Source organism: Orlajensenia leifsoniae (assembly GCF_004570845.1).
GTDB lineage: Bacteria > Actinomycetota > Actinomycetes > Actinomycetales > Microbacteriaceae > Orlajensenia > Orlajensenia leifsoniae.
On the sequence record NZ_SPQZ01000002.1, the window covers coordinates 299,569 to 317,324 of the forward strand.

A 17,756-nucleotide genomic window follows, 5' to 3' on the forward strand; every position below is an offset into this window, starting at 1 on the left:
GCGAACTCCGCTGAACTCTACGGGAGCCGCGCATCAGTCGAAAAACCGACGTGCCGAGCACTGTCATCCGGGCCGATTACGCTGAGGGGATGACGGATGCCGGCCTCGGGTTGCGCGGCGGCGCGACGCCGCTCGCCGTGCGCATGCGACCCCGCAGCATCGAGGAGGTGGCCGGCCAGCGCCACCTGCTCACGCCGGGTTCCCCGCTCGTGGCCCTCGCCAGCGACAAGACGGGGGAGCGCGGCAGTGTGTCGATCATCCTCTGGGGTCCGCCCGGCACGGGCAAGACGACGCTGGCTCAGGCGATCGCCCACAGCTCGGGTCGACGCTTCGTCGAGCTCTCGGCGGTCTCCGCCGGAGTACGAGACGTGCGGCAGGTCATGGACGAGGCGATGTCGACCCGCGACCTCTACGGCATCGCCACAGTTCTCTTCCTCGACGAGATCCACCGCTTCACCAAGGCCCAACAGGACGCCCTGCTCCCGGGCGTCGAGAACGGCTGGGTCATCCTCGTGGCCGCCACGACCGAGAATCCGTCGTTCTCCGTCATCTCGCCGCTGTTGTCCCGCTCTCTCCTGCTCACCCTCGAGACCCTGAGCGACGACGACCTGGGCATCCTCGTCGATCGCGCCGTGTCGGACCCGCGCGGACTCGACGGCAAGTTCACCCTCGACGACGAGGCGCGCTCGTCCATCATCAGGCTGGCGTCCGGCGACGCCAGACGGGCACTGACGGCGCTCGAGGCGGCGTCGGTCTCGGCCGGATCGACCCCGGCGGGCCCTGCGGCATCCGGTGCAGCGAAGAAGTCGACGAAGAAGCCCGTGATCACGGCCGAGCTGGTGGCGCTGGCCGTCGACCGCGCGCTGCTGCGCTACGACCGCAACGGCGACGAGCACTACGACGTGATCAGCGCGTTCATCAAGTCGGTGCGCGGCTCCGACGTCGACGCGGCCCTGCACTACCTCGCCCGCATGATCGAGGCCGGAGAGGATCCGCGCTTCATCGCGCGACGCATCATCGTGTCGGCATCCGAGGACATCGGCATGGCCGATCCGCAGGCTCTGGTGGTGGCCATCGCAGCCGCTGACGCCGTGCAGTACATCGGCATGCCCGAGGGGCGCATCCCGCTCGCGCAGGCCGTCGTGCACCTCGCAACCGCGCCGAAGTCCAACGCCGCCTACAACGGCATCAATGCCGCGATCGCCGACGTGAAGGCCGGGAAGATCGGCCGGGTGCCGAAGCCGCTCCGCGACGCGCACTACGCCGGCGCCAAGCGTCTGGGCCACGGCAAGGGCTACAAGTACCCGCATGACGACGCGATCGGCGTCGTCGAGCAGCAGTACCTGCCGAACGAGCTGAAGGGCACCCGCTACTACGTGCCGACGGAGCACGGCAACGAGCGCGAGGTCGGCGCGAGGCTGGCCAAGCTGCTGCGGATCATCCGCGGCAAGTAGGGCGTCTGCGACGTCCATCCGGCGCTCAGGCAGCAGGCGGTCGCTGTGCTAAGCTTTCGGAGGCCAAAGGCCCGGAATTCCAAGCGCGGCTGCGAGGAACCCGGAGCCCGAGGGAACACGACCTGTAGCCGGTCTTCTCCCGCAGCCGATCCCTCTGACTTCACCGGGCACTCCTGTGCGCCGGTAACGACTGTTTGAGATCTTCTTCATCGAAAGGAAACCGTGTCTACCAAGTCACGTACCCGTAGCAAGACGCGCCTGTCGCGTGCGCTCGGAATCGCACTCACCCCCAAGGCTGCCAAGTACCTCGAGAAGCGTCCCTACGCTCCGGGCGAGCACGGCCGCACCAAGCGCAAGGCCGACTCGGACTACGCGGTTCGTCTGCGCGAGAAGCAGCGTCTTCGCGCCCAGTACAACATCCGCGAGGCTCAGCTCAAGATCGCCTTCCAGGAGGCTCGCAAGGCCCAGGGCCTGACCGGTGAGAACCTGGTCGAGCTCCTCGAGATGCGTCTCGACGCCCTCGTGCTCCGTGCCGGCTTCGCCCGCACCAGCGCGCAGGCCCGTCAGATGGTCGTGCACCGCCACATCCTCGTCGACGGCAAGATCGTGGACCGCCCCTCCTTCCGCGTGAAGCCGGGTCAGCTCATCCACGTCAAGGCCCGCTCCGAGGGCACCGAGCCTTTCCAGGTCGCAGCAGCCGGCGGTCACGTCGACGTGCTCCCGAAGGTGCCCGCGTACCTCGAGGTCGAGCTCGACAAGCTGCAGGCCACGCTGGTCCGCCGCCCGAAGCGCGCCGAGGTCCCCGTGACCTGTGAAGTGCAGCTCGTCGTGGAGTACTACGCAGCTCGCTGATCATCAGTACGCTGGAGGGCGGATCATCTTCGGATGGTCCGCCCTTCGTCATTAACCTCGACGTCGGGACGCATGCCGGTTCGGGAATGGGGAGCAACGTGTCAGCTGGAGACATCGTCGGTCTGGTGGCGACGGGACTGTTCGCCGTACTGGTCGCGCTCATCGGCATCCTGCTGGTCAAGTTCGGCGGAGTGCTCGACGCCATCCGCGATTCGATCGTCGACGCCAACGCCAGCCTCACGCCGCTGGTCGGCGAGGTCACCGAGACCGTGCGCTCGACGAACACGCAGCTGGCCAGGGTCGACACGATCACCAGGGACGTGGCCGACGTCACGGGCAACGTCTCGGCGCTGATCGCGCTGTTCGCCGCGACCGTCGGCGGCCCGCTGATCAAGCTCGCCGGATTCTCGGCGGCCGTCGTGGCCGCCTTCGGCTTCGCGCGCGGGGCAGAGCGCTCCACGGCGAAGCGCTGACGAAGTACTGTTGACAAGCACCACGAGAGCACGAGGAGCGGTTCGAATATGAAGAATGTTGTGTGGCTGATCATTGGCATCGCGGCCGGATTCGCCGTCGCCCACCAGGTCAACAAGACCCAGGAGGGGAAGCAGTTCTTCTCGACCATCGACGCCAGGGCCCGTGAGTTCGGCGAGGCCGTGAGCGAGGGCTACCGCCGTCGTGAGGCCGAGCTGCGCGACGCCATCGACGCCGACTGAGTTCGCGAGCAGCATCCGGTCGCCTCCGACCACTGTCCATCTGATCGCGCCCGAGGGCGCTCCCACCGAGTACGGAACCCATGCAGACTGCAGACATCCGCCGGCGCTGGCTCGAGTTCTTCGCTGAGCGCGGCCACACCGTCGTGCCATCAGCGTCGCTCGTCAGCGACGACCCCACCCTCATGTTCACGGTCGCGGGCATGGTGCCCTTCGTGCCGTACCTCACCGGAGTGGTCCCGTCGCCGTACCCGCGCGCCACGAGCGTGCAGAAGTGCATCCGCACCAGCGACATCGAGGAGGTCGGCCGCACGCCGCGGCACGGCACCTTCTTCCAGATGAACGGCAACTTCTCGTTCGGCGACTACTTCAAGGAAGGCGCCATCACGTACGCGTGGGAGCTGCTGACCTCCTCGGAGGCCGACGGCGGCTACGGTTTCGACCCGAAGGACCTCTGGGTCACGGTCTACAAGGACGACGACGAGGCCATCTCGATCTGGAAGCGCGTCGCCGGCCTGCCCGACGAGCGCATCCAGCGCCTCGACAAGGACACCAACTACTGGTCGACCGGCGTTCCCGGACCGGCGGGTCCCTGCTCCGAGATCTTCTTCGACCGCGGCCCCGCCTACGGCATCGACGGCGGACCGGCGACGGACGACGACAGGTACGTCGAGATCTGGAACCTCGTCTTCATGCAGTACCTCATCGACGACGTGCGCTCGAAGTACGACTTCCGCATCGTCGGCGAGCTGCCGAAGAAGAACATCGACACCGGCATGGGCCTGGAGCGCGTCGCGTTCATCAAGCAGGGCGTCGACAACATGTACGAGATCGACCAGGTGCGGCCTGTGCTCGATCGCGCCGCCGAGCTCTCCGGTCGCCGCTACGGCGCTGACCACGAGGACGACGTGCGCATGCGCGTCATCGCCGACCACGTGCGCTCGTCCCTCATGCTCATGAGCGACGGCGTCGCACCGTCGAACGAGGGCCGGGGCTACATCCTGCGCCGTCTCATGCGCCGCACGGTGCGCGCGATGCGCCTGCTCGGCGTCGACACCGCCACCTTCGGCGAGCTGTTCCCGGCGTCGCGCGATGCCATGAAGGCGGCGTACCCCGAGGTCGCGACCGACTTCTCGCGGATCGCCCAGCTCGCGAACGCCGAGGAGGAGACCTTCCTCCGTACCCTCACCGCCGGAACCAGCATCCTCGACCTGGCCGTGGCCAAGACGAAGACCGAGAAGGCCGCCGCGCTCCCCGGTGACACCGCGTTCCTGCTGCACGACACCTACGGCTTCCCCATCGAGCTCACCCTAGAGATGGCGGACGAGGCGGGCCTCACCGTGGATCGCACGGCGTTCGACGAGCTCATGCTCGCGCAGCGCACCCGTGCCAAGGCCGACGCGCGTTCGAAGAAGTCGGTGCTCGCCGACCTCACCGTCTACAGCCCGTTCCGCGCCCTGGGCGAGACCGTGTTCACGGGCTACACGGAGCTGCAGACGGAGTCGCGTGTGCTCGGCATCATCGTCGACGGAGAGTCCGTCGCGAAGGCGACGGAGGGGCAGACCGCCGAGGTCATCCTCGCCGAGACGTCGCTCTACGCCGAGTCGGGCGGTCAGTCGGCGGATGCCGGCCTCATCGTCGGTGCCGGCTTCGAGCTCGAGGTGCTCGACGTGCAGAAGCCCGTCAAGGGCCTCATCAGCCACACCGTGCGGGTCAGCGTCGGCGAGGTGGGGGTCGACGCCGTCGCCACCAGCGTCGTCGACGAGGACTACCGCCGCGGCGCCCGCCAGGCGCACTCCGGAACGCACATCATCCATGCGGCGCTGCGCCAGGTGCTCGGCCCGACAGCGCACCAGTCGGGATCGTTCAACAAGGCCGGCTACCTGCGCCTGGACTTCGGCTGGAACAAGGCCCTCTCAGCTGAGACCCGCAGCGAGATCGAGGAGATCTCGAACAACGCCATCCGCGACAACCTCGAGGTGACGACGCGCGAGATGAGCGTCGACGAGGCCAAGGCGCTCGGCGCGATGGCCCTGTTCGGCGAGAAGTACGGCGACACCGTGCGGATGGTCGACATCGGCGGACCGTGGTCGCGAGAGCTGTGTGCGGGCACTCACGTCTCGACGAGTTCCGAGATCGGCATGATCAACCTGGTCAGCGAGTCGAGCGTCGGTTCGACGAACCGCCGGGTCGAGTCCCTCGTGGGCCTCGAGGCCTTCAAGGACCTCGCGGCCGAGCGCGCGATCGTCTCCGAGCTCACCACCAACCTGAAGACGCCGCGCGAGAAGATCCCCGAGCGCATCGCCGAGCTGCTGGCCAACCTCAAGGCGGCCGAGAAGAAGATCGCGGCCTTCGAGGCGCGCGCCCTCAGCGATCGCGTTCCCGCCCTGGTGCAGAACGCGACCACCGTCGGCGACGTCACCGTCGTCGCCGAGCACGTCGGGAACCTCGCGTCGAGCGACGACCTGCGCGCGCTGGTGACCGCGGCGCGCGAGCGTCTCGGCAGTGCGGCATCCGTCGTCGCCCTGACGGCAGTGGTGAACGAGAAGCCTGCGGTGATCGTGGCGACCAACCCGGCAGCCCGCGACGCCGGCCTCGGCGCCGGCGCCATCGTGCGCGCCATGGCCGGTGCGCTCGGCGGTCGCGGTGGCGGCAAGGACGACCTCGCCCAGGGCGGTGGCACCGACGCCTCGGCCGTTCCCGCGGCTCTCGACGCCGCTCGGGACGCCGTTCGGGCCATCCGGTAGTCCTCGTGCGGACCGGAGTGCGGCTCGGCGTCGATGTGGGGAAGGTGCGCATCGGCGTCGCCCGCTCTGACCTGCACGGCATGCTCGCGACCCCCGTCGAGACCGTCCAGCGCGACGTGACGGGCGGGGGAGCGGACATCGCCCGCCTGGTGGCGCTCCGCGACGAGCTCGACGCCTTCGAGGTGATCGTGGGGCTGCCGCTGGCGATGTCGGGCGGTCACACGGCCTCGACGGCCGATGCCCTTGGTTTCGCCCGAGCGCTGCAGGCCGCCGTCGACGTGCCCGTCCGCATGGTCGACGAGAGGCTCAGCACGGTGTCGGCGCAGTCGGCCCTGCGATCGTCGGGTCGCGGCTCGCGGACGCAGCGTCCGGTGATCGACCAGGTCGCCGCCGTTATCATTGTGCAACATGCGCTCGACAGCGAGCGCGGCACCGGTCAGCCTCCCGGCACCGTCGTCTCCTCCGTCGAAGGATCCTGAAGACTTGTCGAATGACACCCCCGTCCCGCCGGACGGAGATCGTGGCCCGCGCGATGACGCGCAGGACCCAGCGGCCCCCAGTGATGGCGGCCTGAGCTGGAACGACCTCCTCGCCGGACGCACCCCGGCGGCCGGGAATCCCGTCTCGCCCGATCCCGCCATGCAGGATCCCGCCGTGCAGGTTCCCGCCGCCCAAGAACCCCCTGCGCAGCCGCAGTCGCGTCGCGAGGCCAGGGAGGCTGCTGCGGTCGCCGCCGCTGCGCCCGAGGTCCCGCCGACCCCGCCCGTGCAACCCACCGGGCCCGTGGCCCTGCAGCCGGCCGGCAGCTCGCGCTCGCAGCGCAGGTCGCAGCGCACCGAGGTCTACCCCGAGCGGGAGAAGAGCGGTCGCGGTCGCGGCGCTGCCATCGGCTGCCTCGTGATCGTCCTGGTGCTGGTCGGAGCCGCCGTCGGCGGGTGGTTCGCCCTGCAGGGCCCCATCCAGTCCTTCATCGCGTCGACCCAGCCGCCGGCCGACTACAAGGGCGACGGAACCGGCGACGTGAACTTCGTCATCAAGGACGGCGACATCGGGGCCGACATCGCGCAGAACCTGCACTCCGAGGGCATCACGGCGTCGTTCGGGGCGTTCTACGACCTCCTGCTGAAGCAGAGTCCGGCGCCCGTCTTCCAGCCGGGTGCCTATGCCATGCACGAGAAGATGAGCGCCGCATCCGCACTCACGGCGCTGGAGGACCCGGCTAACAGGCTCGAGAACACCGTCGTCATCCCCGAGGGCACAGCGGCCGTCGACGTCTACTCGCTGATCAGCGAGGGCACGGACCTCCCGCTCGAGGATGTCGAGGCCGCCGCGAAGGACGTCGCGTCGTTCGGTCTGCCGGCCGAGGCGAAGACGCTCGAGGGCTTCCTGTTCCCGGCCACCTACACCTTCGATCCCGGGGTGACGGCACCCGAGGTGCTGACGACCATGGTCGAGCGCTCGTTCCAGGCACTCGATGAGGCAGGTGTGGCCCCGGACAAGCGCTGGGACACCATCCGCCTCGCCTCGTTGGTGCAGAAGGAGGCCGGCCTGCGCGACGACTACTACAAGGTCTCGAGAGTCTTCCTCAACAGGCTCGAGCAGGGCTGGAAGCTGCAGTCGGATGCGACGGTCGCCTACGGCACCGGCAACACGCACGTGGTGACGACGACGGATGCCGAGCGCGCCGACGAGGGCAATCTCTACAACACCTACGTCTACGACGGACTGCCCATCGGCCCGATCTCGAACCCGGGCGATCTCGCCATCGATGCTGCACTGCATCCGGCCGACGGACCGTGGATGTTCTTCGTGACCTGGAACCTCGACACCGGGGAGACCATCTTCTCGGAGACCGCGGACGAGCACGATGCCGCCGTCGCCAAGTGGCTGGCGTGGATGGACGAGCACCCGGAGTACGGTGGCTGACGCGGTGGTGCCCGTGGGTGACCGACTCGCCGTTCTCGGTTCCCCCATCGCCCACTCCAAGTCGCCGGCGCTGCACGCGGCGGCCTATGCGGCGCTCGGCCTGGACTGGAGCTACGAGCGCCACGAGGTCGACGCCGACGGCCTCGAGGCCTTCCTCGGCGGTTCGGGCGGTGCGTGGCGCGGATTCTCGCTCACCATGCCGCTGAAGGCCAGGGCGCTGAGCCGTGCCGACGAGCTCGACATGATCGCCGAGCAGACCGGCGCCGTCAACACGCTGGTGTTCGGTGCCGACGGTCGCAGCACCGGTTTCAACACGGATGTCGCAGGCCTGGTGGCCGCGATCGCCGAAGCCGGCGTGCACTCGGCGCGGCACGTCGTCATCCTCGGCGCCGGAGCCACGGCGTCATCGGCCATCGTCGCCGCGGCAGACCTGGGGGCCGAACACGTGCACCTCGCCGTGCGCAACCCCGCACGCGGCCACGAGCTCGACGGCCTCAGCGCATCGCTCGGTCTCACGCACGCCGTAAGCACCTTCGACGAGCTCGACGACGTCGCCGGCGAGCTCGTCATCTCGACGCTGCCCGGGGGGACCGTCCTGGAGACCGGGATCCCACTGGCCCTGCAGCGCGACGCCCTGCTGTTCGACGTGGCCTACGACCCGTGGCCGAGCGCACTGGCGATGAGCTGGCTGAAGCGCGGCGGACGGGTGGCCTCCGGGACCGGGATGCTGCTGCACCAGGCACTCGTGCAGGTGCGCATCTTCGTGTCGGGCGACCCCCTCGTCCCGCTTCCCGACGAGGCGGCCGTGCTCGCCGCGATGCGGGCCGCGATCTCCTGACCTCCCGCCTCGGGCGCGGACGTCACACGGTCGGGCGCCGAGTCGCCCTGTGGAAAGATGGATCCATGCTTCGTTGGTTGACTGCGGGTGAGTCTCACGGCCCCGAACTCATCGCCCTGCTCGAGGGTCTTCCCGCCGGCGTGCCCGTTTCCCTCGACACCGTGCGCGCCGATCTCGCACGCCGCAAGCTCGGCTACGGGCGCGGCGCCCGCATGAAGTTCGAGCAGGACGAGCTCACGATCTCGGGCGGCGTGCGCCACGGCCTCTCGCTCGGCAGCCCCATCGCCCTCCGCATCGGTAACACCGAGTGGCCGAAGTGGTCAGAGGTCATGAGCCCCGAGCCGATCGACGCTGCATCCCTCGGGCGCGGTCGCGGAGCGCCTCTCACCCGTCCGCGTCCAGGCCACGCCGACCTCGTGGGCATGCAGAAGTACGGCTTCGACGAGGCCCGGCCCGTCCTCGAGCGCGCGAGCGCACGCGAGACCGCCGCCCGCGTCGCGCTGGGAGCCGTCGCCCGGTCCTTCCTCGCCGAGCTCGGCATCACCCTCGTCGCGCACACCATCGCCATCGGTCCCGTGCGCGTTCCCGAGGGCACGGCGTTGCCGCATCCGGACGATGTCGACGCCCTCGATGCCGACCCGCTGCGCTGTTTCGACGCCGCCACCAGCGCCCTCATGGTCGCCGAGGTCGATGCCGCCCACAAAGACGGCGACACCCTCGGTGGCGTGGTCGAGGTGCTCGCGTACGGCGTTCCGCCGGGCCTCGGCTCCTACGTGCACTGGGACCGCCGACTCGACTCCCAGCTCGCGGCCGCCCTCATGGGCATCCAGGCGATCAAGGGCGTCGAGGTCGGCGACGGATTCCTCACCACGACCCGCCGCGGCTCGGAGGCCCACGATGAGCTCGTGATGAGCGACGGCGCCATCGACCGCGAGAGCGACAAGGCCGGCGGCACCGAGGGCGGCATGTCCACGGGCACCGTGCTGCGCGTGCGCGCCGGCATGAAGCCGATCGCGACAGTGCCGCACGCCCTGCGCACTGTCGACGTGGCGTCGGGCGAGGCGGCTGCAGCACACCACCAGCGTTCGGACGTGTGCGCGGTTCCCGCCGCCGGCGTCGTCGCCGAGGCCATGGTCGCGCTCGTGCTGGCGAACTCGGTGCTGGAGAAGTTCGGCGGCGACTCGCTGCCCGAGACCAGGCGCAACCTCGAGTCGTACCTCGCCGCGATGCCGGCGAACCTCACGACCTCGCGACGATGACGCTCGACTCCCGACTGCCCGTCGTCTTCATCGGACCGATGGGCTCCGGCAAGTCGCGGATCGGCCGCAAGGTGGCCGCAGCCATCGGGGTCCCGTTCATCGACACCGACAGCGTCGTGGTCGCCGGCCACGGTGCCATCAGCGACATCTTCGAGCGCGACGGCGAGCAGCGGTTCCGGGAGCTCGAGCGGCAGGCCGTGTCCGAGTCCCTCGCGGAGCAGGCCGTGGTCTCGCTCGGCGGGGGAGCAGTGCTCGACCCGCGGACGCAGGACGACCTGCGCGGTGCGACCGTCGTGCTGCTCACAGTGACGAGCGCAGCCGTGGCCAAGCGCATCCAGGGCGGAAAGCGTCCCCTCGTCGCCGACGGGGGCATCACCGCGTGGGAACGCATCCTCGAGGAACGGCGACCGATCTACGAGGATCTGGCCGCGGCGACCTTCGACACCTCGACGGGCTCGCTCACCGAGCTCGCCGACGACATCGTGACCTGGCTGAAAGAGGGATAAGTGACCGACACCGTCATCTCCGTGACCGGAGCAGATCCATACGACATCGTCGTGGGCGATGGAGTGCTCTCAGGACTCGCCGACAGGCTGGGCCAGAACGTGCGCAAGGTGCTCATCGTGCACGCGCCCACTCTCGGCGCGAAGGCCAACGAGCTGCGCGAGAGCCTGCAGGACCGCTTCGAGGTGCTGCTGGCCGAGGTGCCCGACGCCGAGACCGCGAAGCGGGTCGAGGTGGCGGCGTTCTGCTGGCAGGTCATGGGGCAGTCCGACTTCACCCGCTCCGATGCCGTCATCGGCTTCGGCGGCGGAGCGGTCACCGACCTGGCCGGCTTCGTCGCCGCCACGTGGCTCCGCGGCGTGAAGCTCATCCAGGTGCCGACGTCGGTCGCCGGCATGGTCGACGCCGCCATCGGCGGCAAGACCGGCATCAACACCGCCGAGGGCAAGAACCTCGTGGGCGCCTTCTACGCCCCGGCCGCGGTGTTCTGCGACCTCGCGACCCTCGACACGTTGCCGAAGAACGAGATCCTCGCCGGCTTCGCCGAGATCGTGAAGGCCGGCTTCATCGACTCGCCCGAGATCCTCGACATCATCGAGGCCGACGTCGACGCCGTCACCGACCCGTCGACCCCGCAGTTCCGCCGGGTGGTCGAGCTCGCCATCGCCATGAAGGCCCGCGTCGTGAGCGAGGACTTCACCGAGCAGGGCCTCCGCGAGATCCTCAACTACGGCCACACCCTCGGCCACGCCATCGAGCACGCCGAGCGCTACCAGTGGCGCCACGGCGCGGCAGTCTCCATCGGCATGGTCTTCGCCGCCGAGCTCGGCCGTCTCACGGGCTCGCTGTCCGACGAGATCGTCGACAGGCACCGCAGCATCCTGGACTCCCTCAGCCTGCCGATCAGCTACCCCGTCGGCCGGTGGAGCACCCTGCTGGCGACCATGCAGCGCGACAAGAAGGCGCGAGCCGGAATGCTGCGTTTCATCGTGCTCGACGACCTCGCCCGACCGAGCGTGCTGACGGCCCCGGAGACGTCGCTGCTCTTCGCGGCCTACCAGGAGATCGGCAGCTAGGCTGACCTCTCATGACGACGATCCTCGTGCTCAACGGCCCCAATCTCGGTCGGCTCGGCTCCCGTGAACCCGAGGTGTACGGTTCGGCGAACCTCGAGGACCTGAGGAGCGCCATCACGCAGCAGGTGACGGATGCCGCCTCCGAGACAACGGTCGAGCTGCGTCAGACCGACGACGAGTCCGAGCTCGTGCGCTGGCTGCACGGCGCCGTCGACTCCGGCTCACCCGTCGTGCTGAATCCCGCCGCCTTCACCCACTACAGCTACGCCCTGCGCGACGCCGCCGCCCTCGTCACCGGCGCCGGACTGCCGCTGATCGAGGTGCACATCACCAACCCGCACGCGCGCGAGAGCTTCCGTCACTCGAGTGTCATCAGCGGGGTGGCATCCGGGGTCATCGCGGGCTTCGGATTCGACTCCTACAGGCTGGCCGTCGACCAGATTCTCCGTTCGCAGGCGTGAGAGTCTAAACTTCTCTGATGGCCCAGCGCGTTACGCGCCGTCGGCCGCGCAACTTCCCCAACTGAAACGGATCACTTTCGCATGGCATCTACCGCTGACATCAAGAACGGCGTCGTCCTCTCGATCGACGGGCAGCTCTGGAGCGTGATCGAGTTCCAGCACGTGAAGCCCGGCAAGGGTGGTGCCTTCGTGCGCACCAAGCTGAAGAACGTCGTCACGGGCAAGGTCGTCGACCGCACCTACAACGCCGGCGCGAAGATCGAGATCGAGAACGTCGACCGTCGTGACTTCACCTACCTGTACGCCGATGGCGACGGATTCGTGTTCATGGACACCGCCGACTACGACCAGATCACCGTCACCGACACCGTCGTCGGCGACGCGAAGAACTTCATGCTCGAGAACCAGGCCGTGACCGTGGCGCTGAACAACGGCAACCCGCTCTACGTCGAGCTCCCGGCATCCGTGGTGCTCGAGATCACCTACACCGAGCCGGGCCTGCAGGGCGACCGCTCCACCGGTGGCACGAAGCCCGCCACAGTCGAGACCGGCTACGAGATCCAGGTTCCGCTGTTCCTCGAGACCGGCACCAAGGTCAAGGTCGACACCCGCACGGGCGACTACCTCGGTCGCGTCAACGACTAGTGAGCGCGCGCACCAAGGCGCGCAAGCGCGCCCTCGACATCCTGTACTCGGCGGACATGCGCCAGATCAGCGTGCCCCAGGCCCTCGCGGTCGAGGCGGAGCGGGCAGTCAACGAGCCCGCGCGCGAGGCGAGCTGGCTCTACGCGCGTGAGATCGTCGACGGCGTCGTCGACAACCAGGCCGAGATCGACGAGCTCATCGAGACCTACGCCCAGGGCTGGACCCTGAAGCGGATGCCGGCCATCGATCGCGCGCTCATCCGCATCGGCATCTGGGAGATCGTCTTCAACGACGAGGTGCCCGACGGCGTCGCCATCTCCGAGGCCGTCGAGGCAGCCACCGTGCTCTCGACCGACGACTCGGCCGGGTTCGTCAACGGCCTGCTCGCGAAGATCTCGCAGGTCAAGGCGTAGGGCCCCAGTACCTCGCCTGTTGCCGCGTTCGGTCCGAACGCGACGGCAGGCCGAAGCCGTGAGAACAGGCCGATCCCGCCTGTTCTCACGGCTTCTCGTCGTTCCGGCCTGTTCCGGTGCGGGTCGCCAGCAGCCCCATCGTGTGCGCGACCACCTCGGCCGGCCCATCGTGACCGGCGAGGCTCGCCGCGATGCGCCGGGCGTTCTCCCGGTACGAGGGCGTGGACGCGACCCGGCGCCAACCCTCGAGAACCCGGCGGGCGGACGGCGTCCCAGTACGCAGGTTCACCCCCGCTCCAGCCCACGCCACGCGGGTGGCGATCTCCGGCTTGTCGAGGTCTCCGCCGGCGATCACGAGCGGGATGCCGTGGGCGAGTCCGGCCAGCACGCCGCCCCACCCGCCGTTCGTGATCATCACATCGACGTGGGGGAGCAGCTCACCATAGGGGAGCAGGCCGGCGACCCGCGCGTTCGGCGGCACCGGGAACGGAAGGTCCGGCGCATCCGCCCGCCCCGTCGTCACCACCAGCGTCACGTCCTGCCGGCCGAGCGCGCCCATGGCCGGCTCGATGAGGTCGTTGGGGTCGACATTCAGGGTCCCCTGCGTCACGTGAACCACGGATGCCGCAGGTTCGACGAGCTCGGGCCACCACGCCGGCAGCTCCCCGGTCGCTCGAGGTGGGGTCGTGAGCGCCCCGACGAAGACGACCTGCTCGGGCAGGTCGCTGCGCGGGTACTCGAGTTCGGGCACCCCGCTGGCGCAGACCAGGTCGGGCGAGTACCAGGCGTCGTCGAAGCTGCGCTCGGCGACCGGCAGGCCGCAGAGTTCGCGCTGTTCGAGGTAGGCCGAGCGCATGCCGCGGGTGGCCAGCGGCAGCAGTCGGCGGAGGGCGGCATCCCGCAGCCGACCGGCGGGTCCGCGCGCAGGGGGGATCCCCAGCGACGGTGGCGGCAGCTCCCGACTCGGGATGGCCAGCGGCACGATGGCCACGGTGACCCAGGGCGACCCCGTGCGCTCGGACGCCAGACGGGCTCCGAGGCTGAGGTTGTCCGCGACGATGACGTCCCAGGGGCGCTCCGCCCAGGCCGCCACGAGGTCGTCGCTCTGCGGGGCGGCCGTGCGGATGAACAGGTGCTCCACGTTCGCGAGCATCTGGCGCGGGCCCTTTCGGCCGCGCAGCGCGGGAAACGTCGGGGTGAGGTCGTGCTCGTCGAAGTCCGGAGCGGCGGTCCAGGGGATGATCTCGGCCCCGAGTCCGGCGAAGACCGGGGCGTGGGCCGAGCCCGTGTAGACGCGCACGGCGTGGCCGTCGGCGAAGAAGGCGCGGGCGACGGCGGCGAGAGGCGCCACATGCCCGACGAAGGGCATCACGGCGATCATCACATCGGCCATGGCCCATGCAAGCACACCGGCGGCAGGCGCGGAAGGCCCACAGCGCGGACGGGTCGTGCTCGGCGTTCGCTATGCTGGAGAGGTTGGCAACCTTTAAAGCCGTCCTGTGAGACGGAGAAGGGAGTCGGTCTGATGGCGCGTACAGTGCTGAATCACTCTGACATTTCGCGGGCACTCACCCGCATCTCGCACGAGATCCTCGAATCGAATCGCGGTTCGGCCGATCTCGTCATCCTCGGCATCCCCACGCGTGGCACTGTTCTGGCCCGCCGCATCGCCGAGATCATCCAGCGCATCGAGCCCGACGCCCCGGTGCAGCTCGCGGGGTCGCTCGACGTGACCATGTACCGCGACGACCTGTCGCGCACCCGCACGCGCACCCCGTCGCCGACGGACGTGCCCGTCGGCATCGACGGCAAGACCGTGGTGCTCGTCGACGACGTGCTTTTCTCCGGACGCACCATCCGCGCCGCCTTCGACGCCCTCAACGACCTCGGCCGGGCCAGGGCCGTGCGGCTGGCCGTGCTCGTCGATCGTGGCCACAGGGACTTCCCCATCCGGGCCGACTTCGTCGGCAAGAACCTGCCGAGCGCCACGTCCGAGCGCATCAACGTGCACCTGAGCGAGATCGACGGCGCCGAGTTCGTCTCGATCGAGGGAGGCGAGGAATGAGGCACCTGCTCTCCACGCGGGACCTGAGCCGCGACGAGGCCATCGAGCTGCTCGACATCGCCGAGGACATGGCCGACGTGCAGCTGCGCGAGGTCAAGAAGCTCCCGACGTTGCGCGGCCGCACCGTTGTCAACCTGTTCTTCGAGGACTCCACCCGCACCAAGGTGTCGTTCGAGGCCGCCGCCAAGCGCCTGAGCGCCGACGTCATCTCCTTCAGCGCGAAGGGCTCGAGCGTCTCGAAGGGCGAGAGCCTGAAGGACACGGCGCAGACCCTGGCGGCGATCGGCGCGGATGCCGTCGTCATCAGGCACGGTTCCTCCGGCGCCCCCCTCGTGCTCGCCCAGAGCGGCTGGATCGACGCCGGCGTGCTGAATGCCGGCGACGGGACGCACGAGCACCCGACGCAGGCTCTGCTCGACGCGTTCACGCTGCGTCGCCGCATCCACGGCAGCGCGTCACGGGGTCGCGGCCTCGACGGCGTCCGGGTCACGATCGTCGGAGACATCCTGCACTCCAGGGTCGCGCGCTCCAATGTCTGGCTGCTCTCGACGCTCGGCGCCGAGGTGAACCTCGTCGCGCCGCCCACCCTGCTGCCCGTCGACCTCGCCAACTGGCCCGTGAGCGTCGGCTACGACCTGGACGACGCCATCGACGCCCAGCCCGACGCCGTCATGATGCTGCGCATCCAGCTCGAGCGCATGCACGCCGCGTTCTTCCCCAACAGCCGGGAGTATTCCCGAGCGTGGGGCCTCGACGACGAGCGATTCGCGCGCCTCAGGGCGGATAGCATTGTCATGCACCCTGGCCCGATGAATCGCGGCCTCGAGATCTCTTCCCGAGCAGCAGACTCTCCGCAGTCGAGCGTGCTCGAGCAGGTTGCGAATGGAGTTTCGGTGAGAATGGCCGCCCTGTATCTACTGCTCTCCGGCGAGAAGGGGGAGTAGGCGACATGGCCGAGTCCTATCTCATCCGTGGTGCGTCGCTCGCCGACGGCACCACGTCGGACATCCTCCTCGACGGCGGAATCATCGCCGAGGTCGGCACGGGCCTGAGCGCCGCGGGCGCGAGGGTCGTCGACGCCGACGGTCTCATCGCCCTGCCCGGCCTCGTCGACCTGCACACGCATCTGCGCGAGCCGGGCTACGAGCAGAGCGAGACCATCCTGACCGGCACCCGAGCCGCAGCAGCCGGCGGATTCACCGCCGTCTTCGCGATGGCCAACACGGCGCCGGTCGCAGACACCGCAGGCGTCGTCGAGCAGGAACTCGCCCTCGGCGATGCCGCCGGCTACGCCACGGTGCAGCCCATCGGCGCCGTCACCGTGGGCCTGCAGGGCGAGCGCCTCGCCGAACTCGGTGCCATGGCCCGGTCGCGGGCGAACGTGCGGGTCTTCTCCGACGACGGATTCTGCGTCTCGGATGCCCTCCTCATGCGTCGCGCCCTCGAGTACGTCAAGGCGTTCGACGGCGTGATCGCCCAGCACGCCCAGGACCCGCGGCTCACCCAGGGCGCGCAGATGAACGAGGGCGCCCTGTCCGGCGAGCTCGGACTGGCCGGCTGGCCCGCCGTGGCCGAGGAGGCGATCATCGCCCGCGACGTCCTGCTCGCCGAGCACGTCGGGTCGCGCCTGCACATCTGCCACGTCTCGACGGCCGGCTCGGTCGACGTGATCCGCTGGGCCAAGGCCCGCGGCATCCAGGTCACGGCAGAGGTCACCCCGCACCACCTGCTGCTCACCGAGGACCTGATCTCGGGCTACGACGCGCGCTTCAAGGTGAACCCGCCCCTGCGGCGCCGCGAAGACGTCGAGGCCGTGCGCGCGGCGCTGGCCGACGGCACCATCGACATCGTCGCCACCGATCACGCGCCGCATCCGTCGGAATCGAAGGAATGCGAGTGGGATGCCGCCGCCAACGGCATGGTCGGGCTCGAATCGGCCCTCTCCGTCGTGCACGCCTCGGTCGTCGAGAACGGCCTGCTCGACTGGACCGACGTGTCCCGCGTACTCTCGCAGACGCCGGCGCGCATCGGACGCATCCGCGGCCACGGCGAGGCGATCGCCGTCGGTGCAGCTCCCGAGATCGTGCTCTACGACCCGAGCGCCAGCCGCTCGTGGGGCACCGCCGACCTCGCCGGTCGCAGCGTGAACTCGCCCTACCTCGGCCGAACGCTTCCCGGCCGGGTCGTCGCGACCTTCCACCACGGCTACGCCACGGTGCTCGACGGTGCCGTGCTCGAGACCGCCGAGATCGCAGCGGCAGCCCGGGAGGCGCGCGCATGACCGACTACACGGTTCCGGCCATCATCGTGATCGCCATCACGGCCCTCATCCTGCTCGCCATGTGGCTGGGCTGGCGTGGACGCAGCCGGCGCGACGTCCAGGTGGGCGCCTACCCGCTCCCGGCCTCGGTCGCGGCCCCGATCGTCGGAGCCGACGGCTTCTACGTCGCCACGACGCAGCACGAGAAGCCGCTCGAGCGCCTGAACATCCGCAGCCTCGGCTTCAGGGCCAAGGCACGCGTCACCGCCGGTGCCGACGGCGTCGCGCTCGAGATCCCGGGCGAGGAGACGGCCTGGATCCCGCGCGAGGCCATGCACGGAGCAGGGCCCGCGACCTTCGCCATCGACCGGGTCGTCGAGCGCGACGGACTGGTCTGCATCACCTGGGCCCTGGCCGGCTCCGGCGACCTCGCCGACAGCTACCTGCGGATCTCCGACTCCTCCGACCGCGAGCGCGTCCTCGACGCCCTCGCCCACATCCTCAGCTCCGCTCCTGCGGAAGCCACCGAAGAAAGCGAGGCCTGAA

At 69.5% G+C, this 17,756-nt stretch carries 19 protein-coding genes; 18 read left to right on the forward strand and 1 reads right to left on the reverse strand.

Annotated features, from left to right (window positions below):
- Positions 1-89 precede the first annotated feature (89 nt).
- From E4M00_RS05475 to nusB, 14 genes are all read left to right on the forward strand, one after another.
- Positions 90-1,454, forward strand: coding sequence for a replication-associated recombination protein A (locus E4M00_RS05475; protein ID WP_082509981.1), 1,365 nt, complete (start codon positions 90-92; stop codon positions 1,452-1,454).
- A 222-nt stretch (positions 1,455-1,676) separates the two neighbouring features.
- Positions 1,677-2,306, forward strand: coding sequence for a 30S ribosomal protein S4 (rpsD, locus tag E4M00_RS05480; protein ID WP_055818161.1), 630 nt, complete (start codon positions 1,677-1,679; stop codon positions 2,304-2,306).
- A gap of 98 nt (positions 2,307-2,404) precedes the next feature.
- On the forward strand, positions 2,405-2,779 hold the full coding sequence (locus tag E4M00_RS05485) for a DUF948 domain-containing protein (RefSeq protein ID WP_056164881.1): 375 nt from the start codon (positions 2,405-2,407) through the stop codon (positions 2,777-2,779).
- Between the two features lie 48 nt (positions 2,780-2,827).
- Entirely contained in the window at positions 2,828-3,019 is a 192-nt protein-coding gene (locus E4M00_RS05490; RefSeq protein ID WP_056163358.1) for a hypothetical protein, read from the forward strand.
- Positions 3,020-3,099: 80 nt separating this feature from the next.
- Positions 3,100-5,763: an alanine--tRNA ligase gene (gene alaS, locus E4M00_RS05495; RefSeq protein ID WP_135119457.1), complete on the forward strand. Its 2,664-nt coding sequence runs from the start codon at positions 3,100-3,102 to the stop codon at positions 5,761-5,763.
- A gap of 5 nt (positions 5,764-5,768) precedes the next feature.
- Positions 5,769-6,242, forward strand: coding sequence for a Holliday junction resolvase RuvX (ruvX, locus tag E4M00_RS05500; RefSeq protein ID WP_193555546.1), 474 nt, complete (start codon positions 5,769-5,771; stop codon positions 6,240-6,242).
- Between the two features lie 4 nt (positions 6,243-6,246).
- Positions 6,247-7,689 carry an endolytic transglycosylase MltG gene (mltG, locus tag E4M00_RS05505; RefSeq protein ID WP_240036874.1) on the forward strand — a complete coding sequence of 481 codons (1,443 nt, stop codon included), beginning with the start codon at positions 6,247-6,249 and terminating at the stop codon, positions 7,687-7,689.
- The gene (locus tag E4M00_RS05510; RefSeq protein WP_240036876.1) at positions 7,682-8,527 is read left to right on the forward strand and encodes a shikimate dehydrogenase; all 846 of its coding nucleotides are present in this window, start codon (positions 7,682-7,684) and stop codon (positions 8,525-8,527) included. The genes mltG and E4M00_RS05510 overlap by 8 nt, the downstream gene beginning before the upstream one ends.
- A gap of 65 nt (positions 8,528-8,592) precedes the next feature.
- Complete coding sequence (gene aroC, locus E4M00_RS05515; RefSeq protein ID WP_135119460.1) at positions 8,593-9,786, forward strand: chorismate synthase; 1,194 nt, start codon at positions 8,593-8,595, stop codon at positions 9,784-9,786.
- On the forward strand, positions 9,783-10,292 hold the full coding sequence (locus tag E4M00_RS05520) for a shikimate kinase (protein WP_135119461.1): 510 nt from the start codon (positions 9,783-9,785) through the stop codon (positions 10,290-10,292). The genes aroC and E4M00_RS05520 overlap by 4 nt, the downstream gene beginning before the upstream one ends.
- The gene (gene aroB, locus E4M00_RS05525) at positions 10,293-11,366 is read left to right on the forward strand and encodes a 3-dehydroquinate synthase (protein WP_135119462.1); all 1,074 of its coding nucleotides are present in this window, start codon (positions 10,293-10,295) and stop codon (positions 11,364-11,366) included.
- 11 nt (positions 11,367-11,377) lie between these two features.
- A complete protein-coding gene (locus E4M00_RS05530) occupies positions 11,378-11,827 on the forward strand; it encodes a type II 3-dehydroquinate dehydratase (RefSeq protein WP_135119463.1) in 450 nt (149 codons plus the stop codon).
- An 81-nt stretch (positions 11,828-11,908) separates the two neighbouring features.
- Positions 11,909-12,472: an elongation factor P gene (efp, locus tag E4M00_RS05535; RefSeq protein WP_055818178.1), complete on the forward strand. Its 564-nt coding sequence runs from the start codon at positions 11,909-11,911 to the stop codon at positions 12,470-12,472.
- Positions 12,472-12,885 (forward strand): transcription antitermination factor NusB, encoded by a 414-nt coding sequence (gene nusB, locus E4M00_RS05540; protein ID WP_135119464.1) that lies wholly within the window; start codon positions 12,472-12,474, stop codon positions 12,883-12,885. Before efp ends, nusB begins: the two co-directional genes overlap by 1 nt.
- Before the next feature lie 85 nt (positions 12,886-12,970).
- Here the strand turns inward: nusB and E4M00_RS05545 are convergent, their stop codons facing one another.
- On the reverse strand, positions 12,971-14,278 hold the full coding sequence (locus tag E4M00_RS05545; protein ID WP_135119465.1) for a glycosyltransferase: 1,308 nt from the start codon (positions 14,276-14,278) through the stop codon (positions 12,971-12,973).
- 129 nt (positions 14,279-14,407) lie between these two features.
- Between E4M00_RS05545 and pyrR the strand changes: the two genes are divergently transcribed.
- The 4 genes from pyrR to E4M00_RS05565 are packed head-to-tail and all read left to right on the forward strand — an operon-like array spanning position 14,408 to position 17,755.
- The gene (gene pyrR / locus E4M00_RS05550) at positions 14,408-14,950 is read left to right on the forward strand and encodes a bifunctional pyr operon transcriptional regulator/uracil phosphoribosyltransferase PyrR (RefSeq protein WP_135119961.1); all 543 of its coding nucleotides are present in this window, start codon (positions 14,408-14,410) and stop codon (positions 14,948-14,950) included.
- A complete protein-coding gene (locus E4M00_RS05555) occupies positions 14,947-15,894 on the forward strand; it encodes an aspartate carbamoyltransferase catalytic subunit (RefSeq protein WP_135119466.1) in 948 nt (315 codons plus the stop codon). The genes pyrR and E4M00_RS05555 overlap by 4 nt, the downstream gene beginning before the upstream one ends.
- 5 nt (positions 15,895-15,899) lie before the next feature.
- The gene (locus E4M00_RS05560) at positions 15,900-17,231 is read left to right on the forward strand and encodes a dihydroorotase (RefSeq protein WP_135119467.1); all 1,332 of its coding nucleotides are present in this window, start codon (positions 15,900-15,902) and stop codon (positions 17,229-17,231) included.
- Positions 17,228-17,755 (forward strand): PH-like domain-containing protein, encoded by a 528-nt coding sequence (locus E4M00_RS05565; RefSeq protein ID WP_135119468.1) that lies wholly within the window; start codon positions 17,228-17,230, stop codon positions 17,753-17,755. The genes E4M00_RS05560 and E4M00_RS05565 overlap by 4 nt, the downstream gene beginning before the upstream one ends.
- Position 17,756 lies beyond the last annotated feature (1 nt).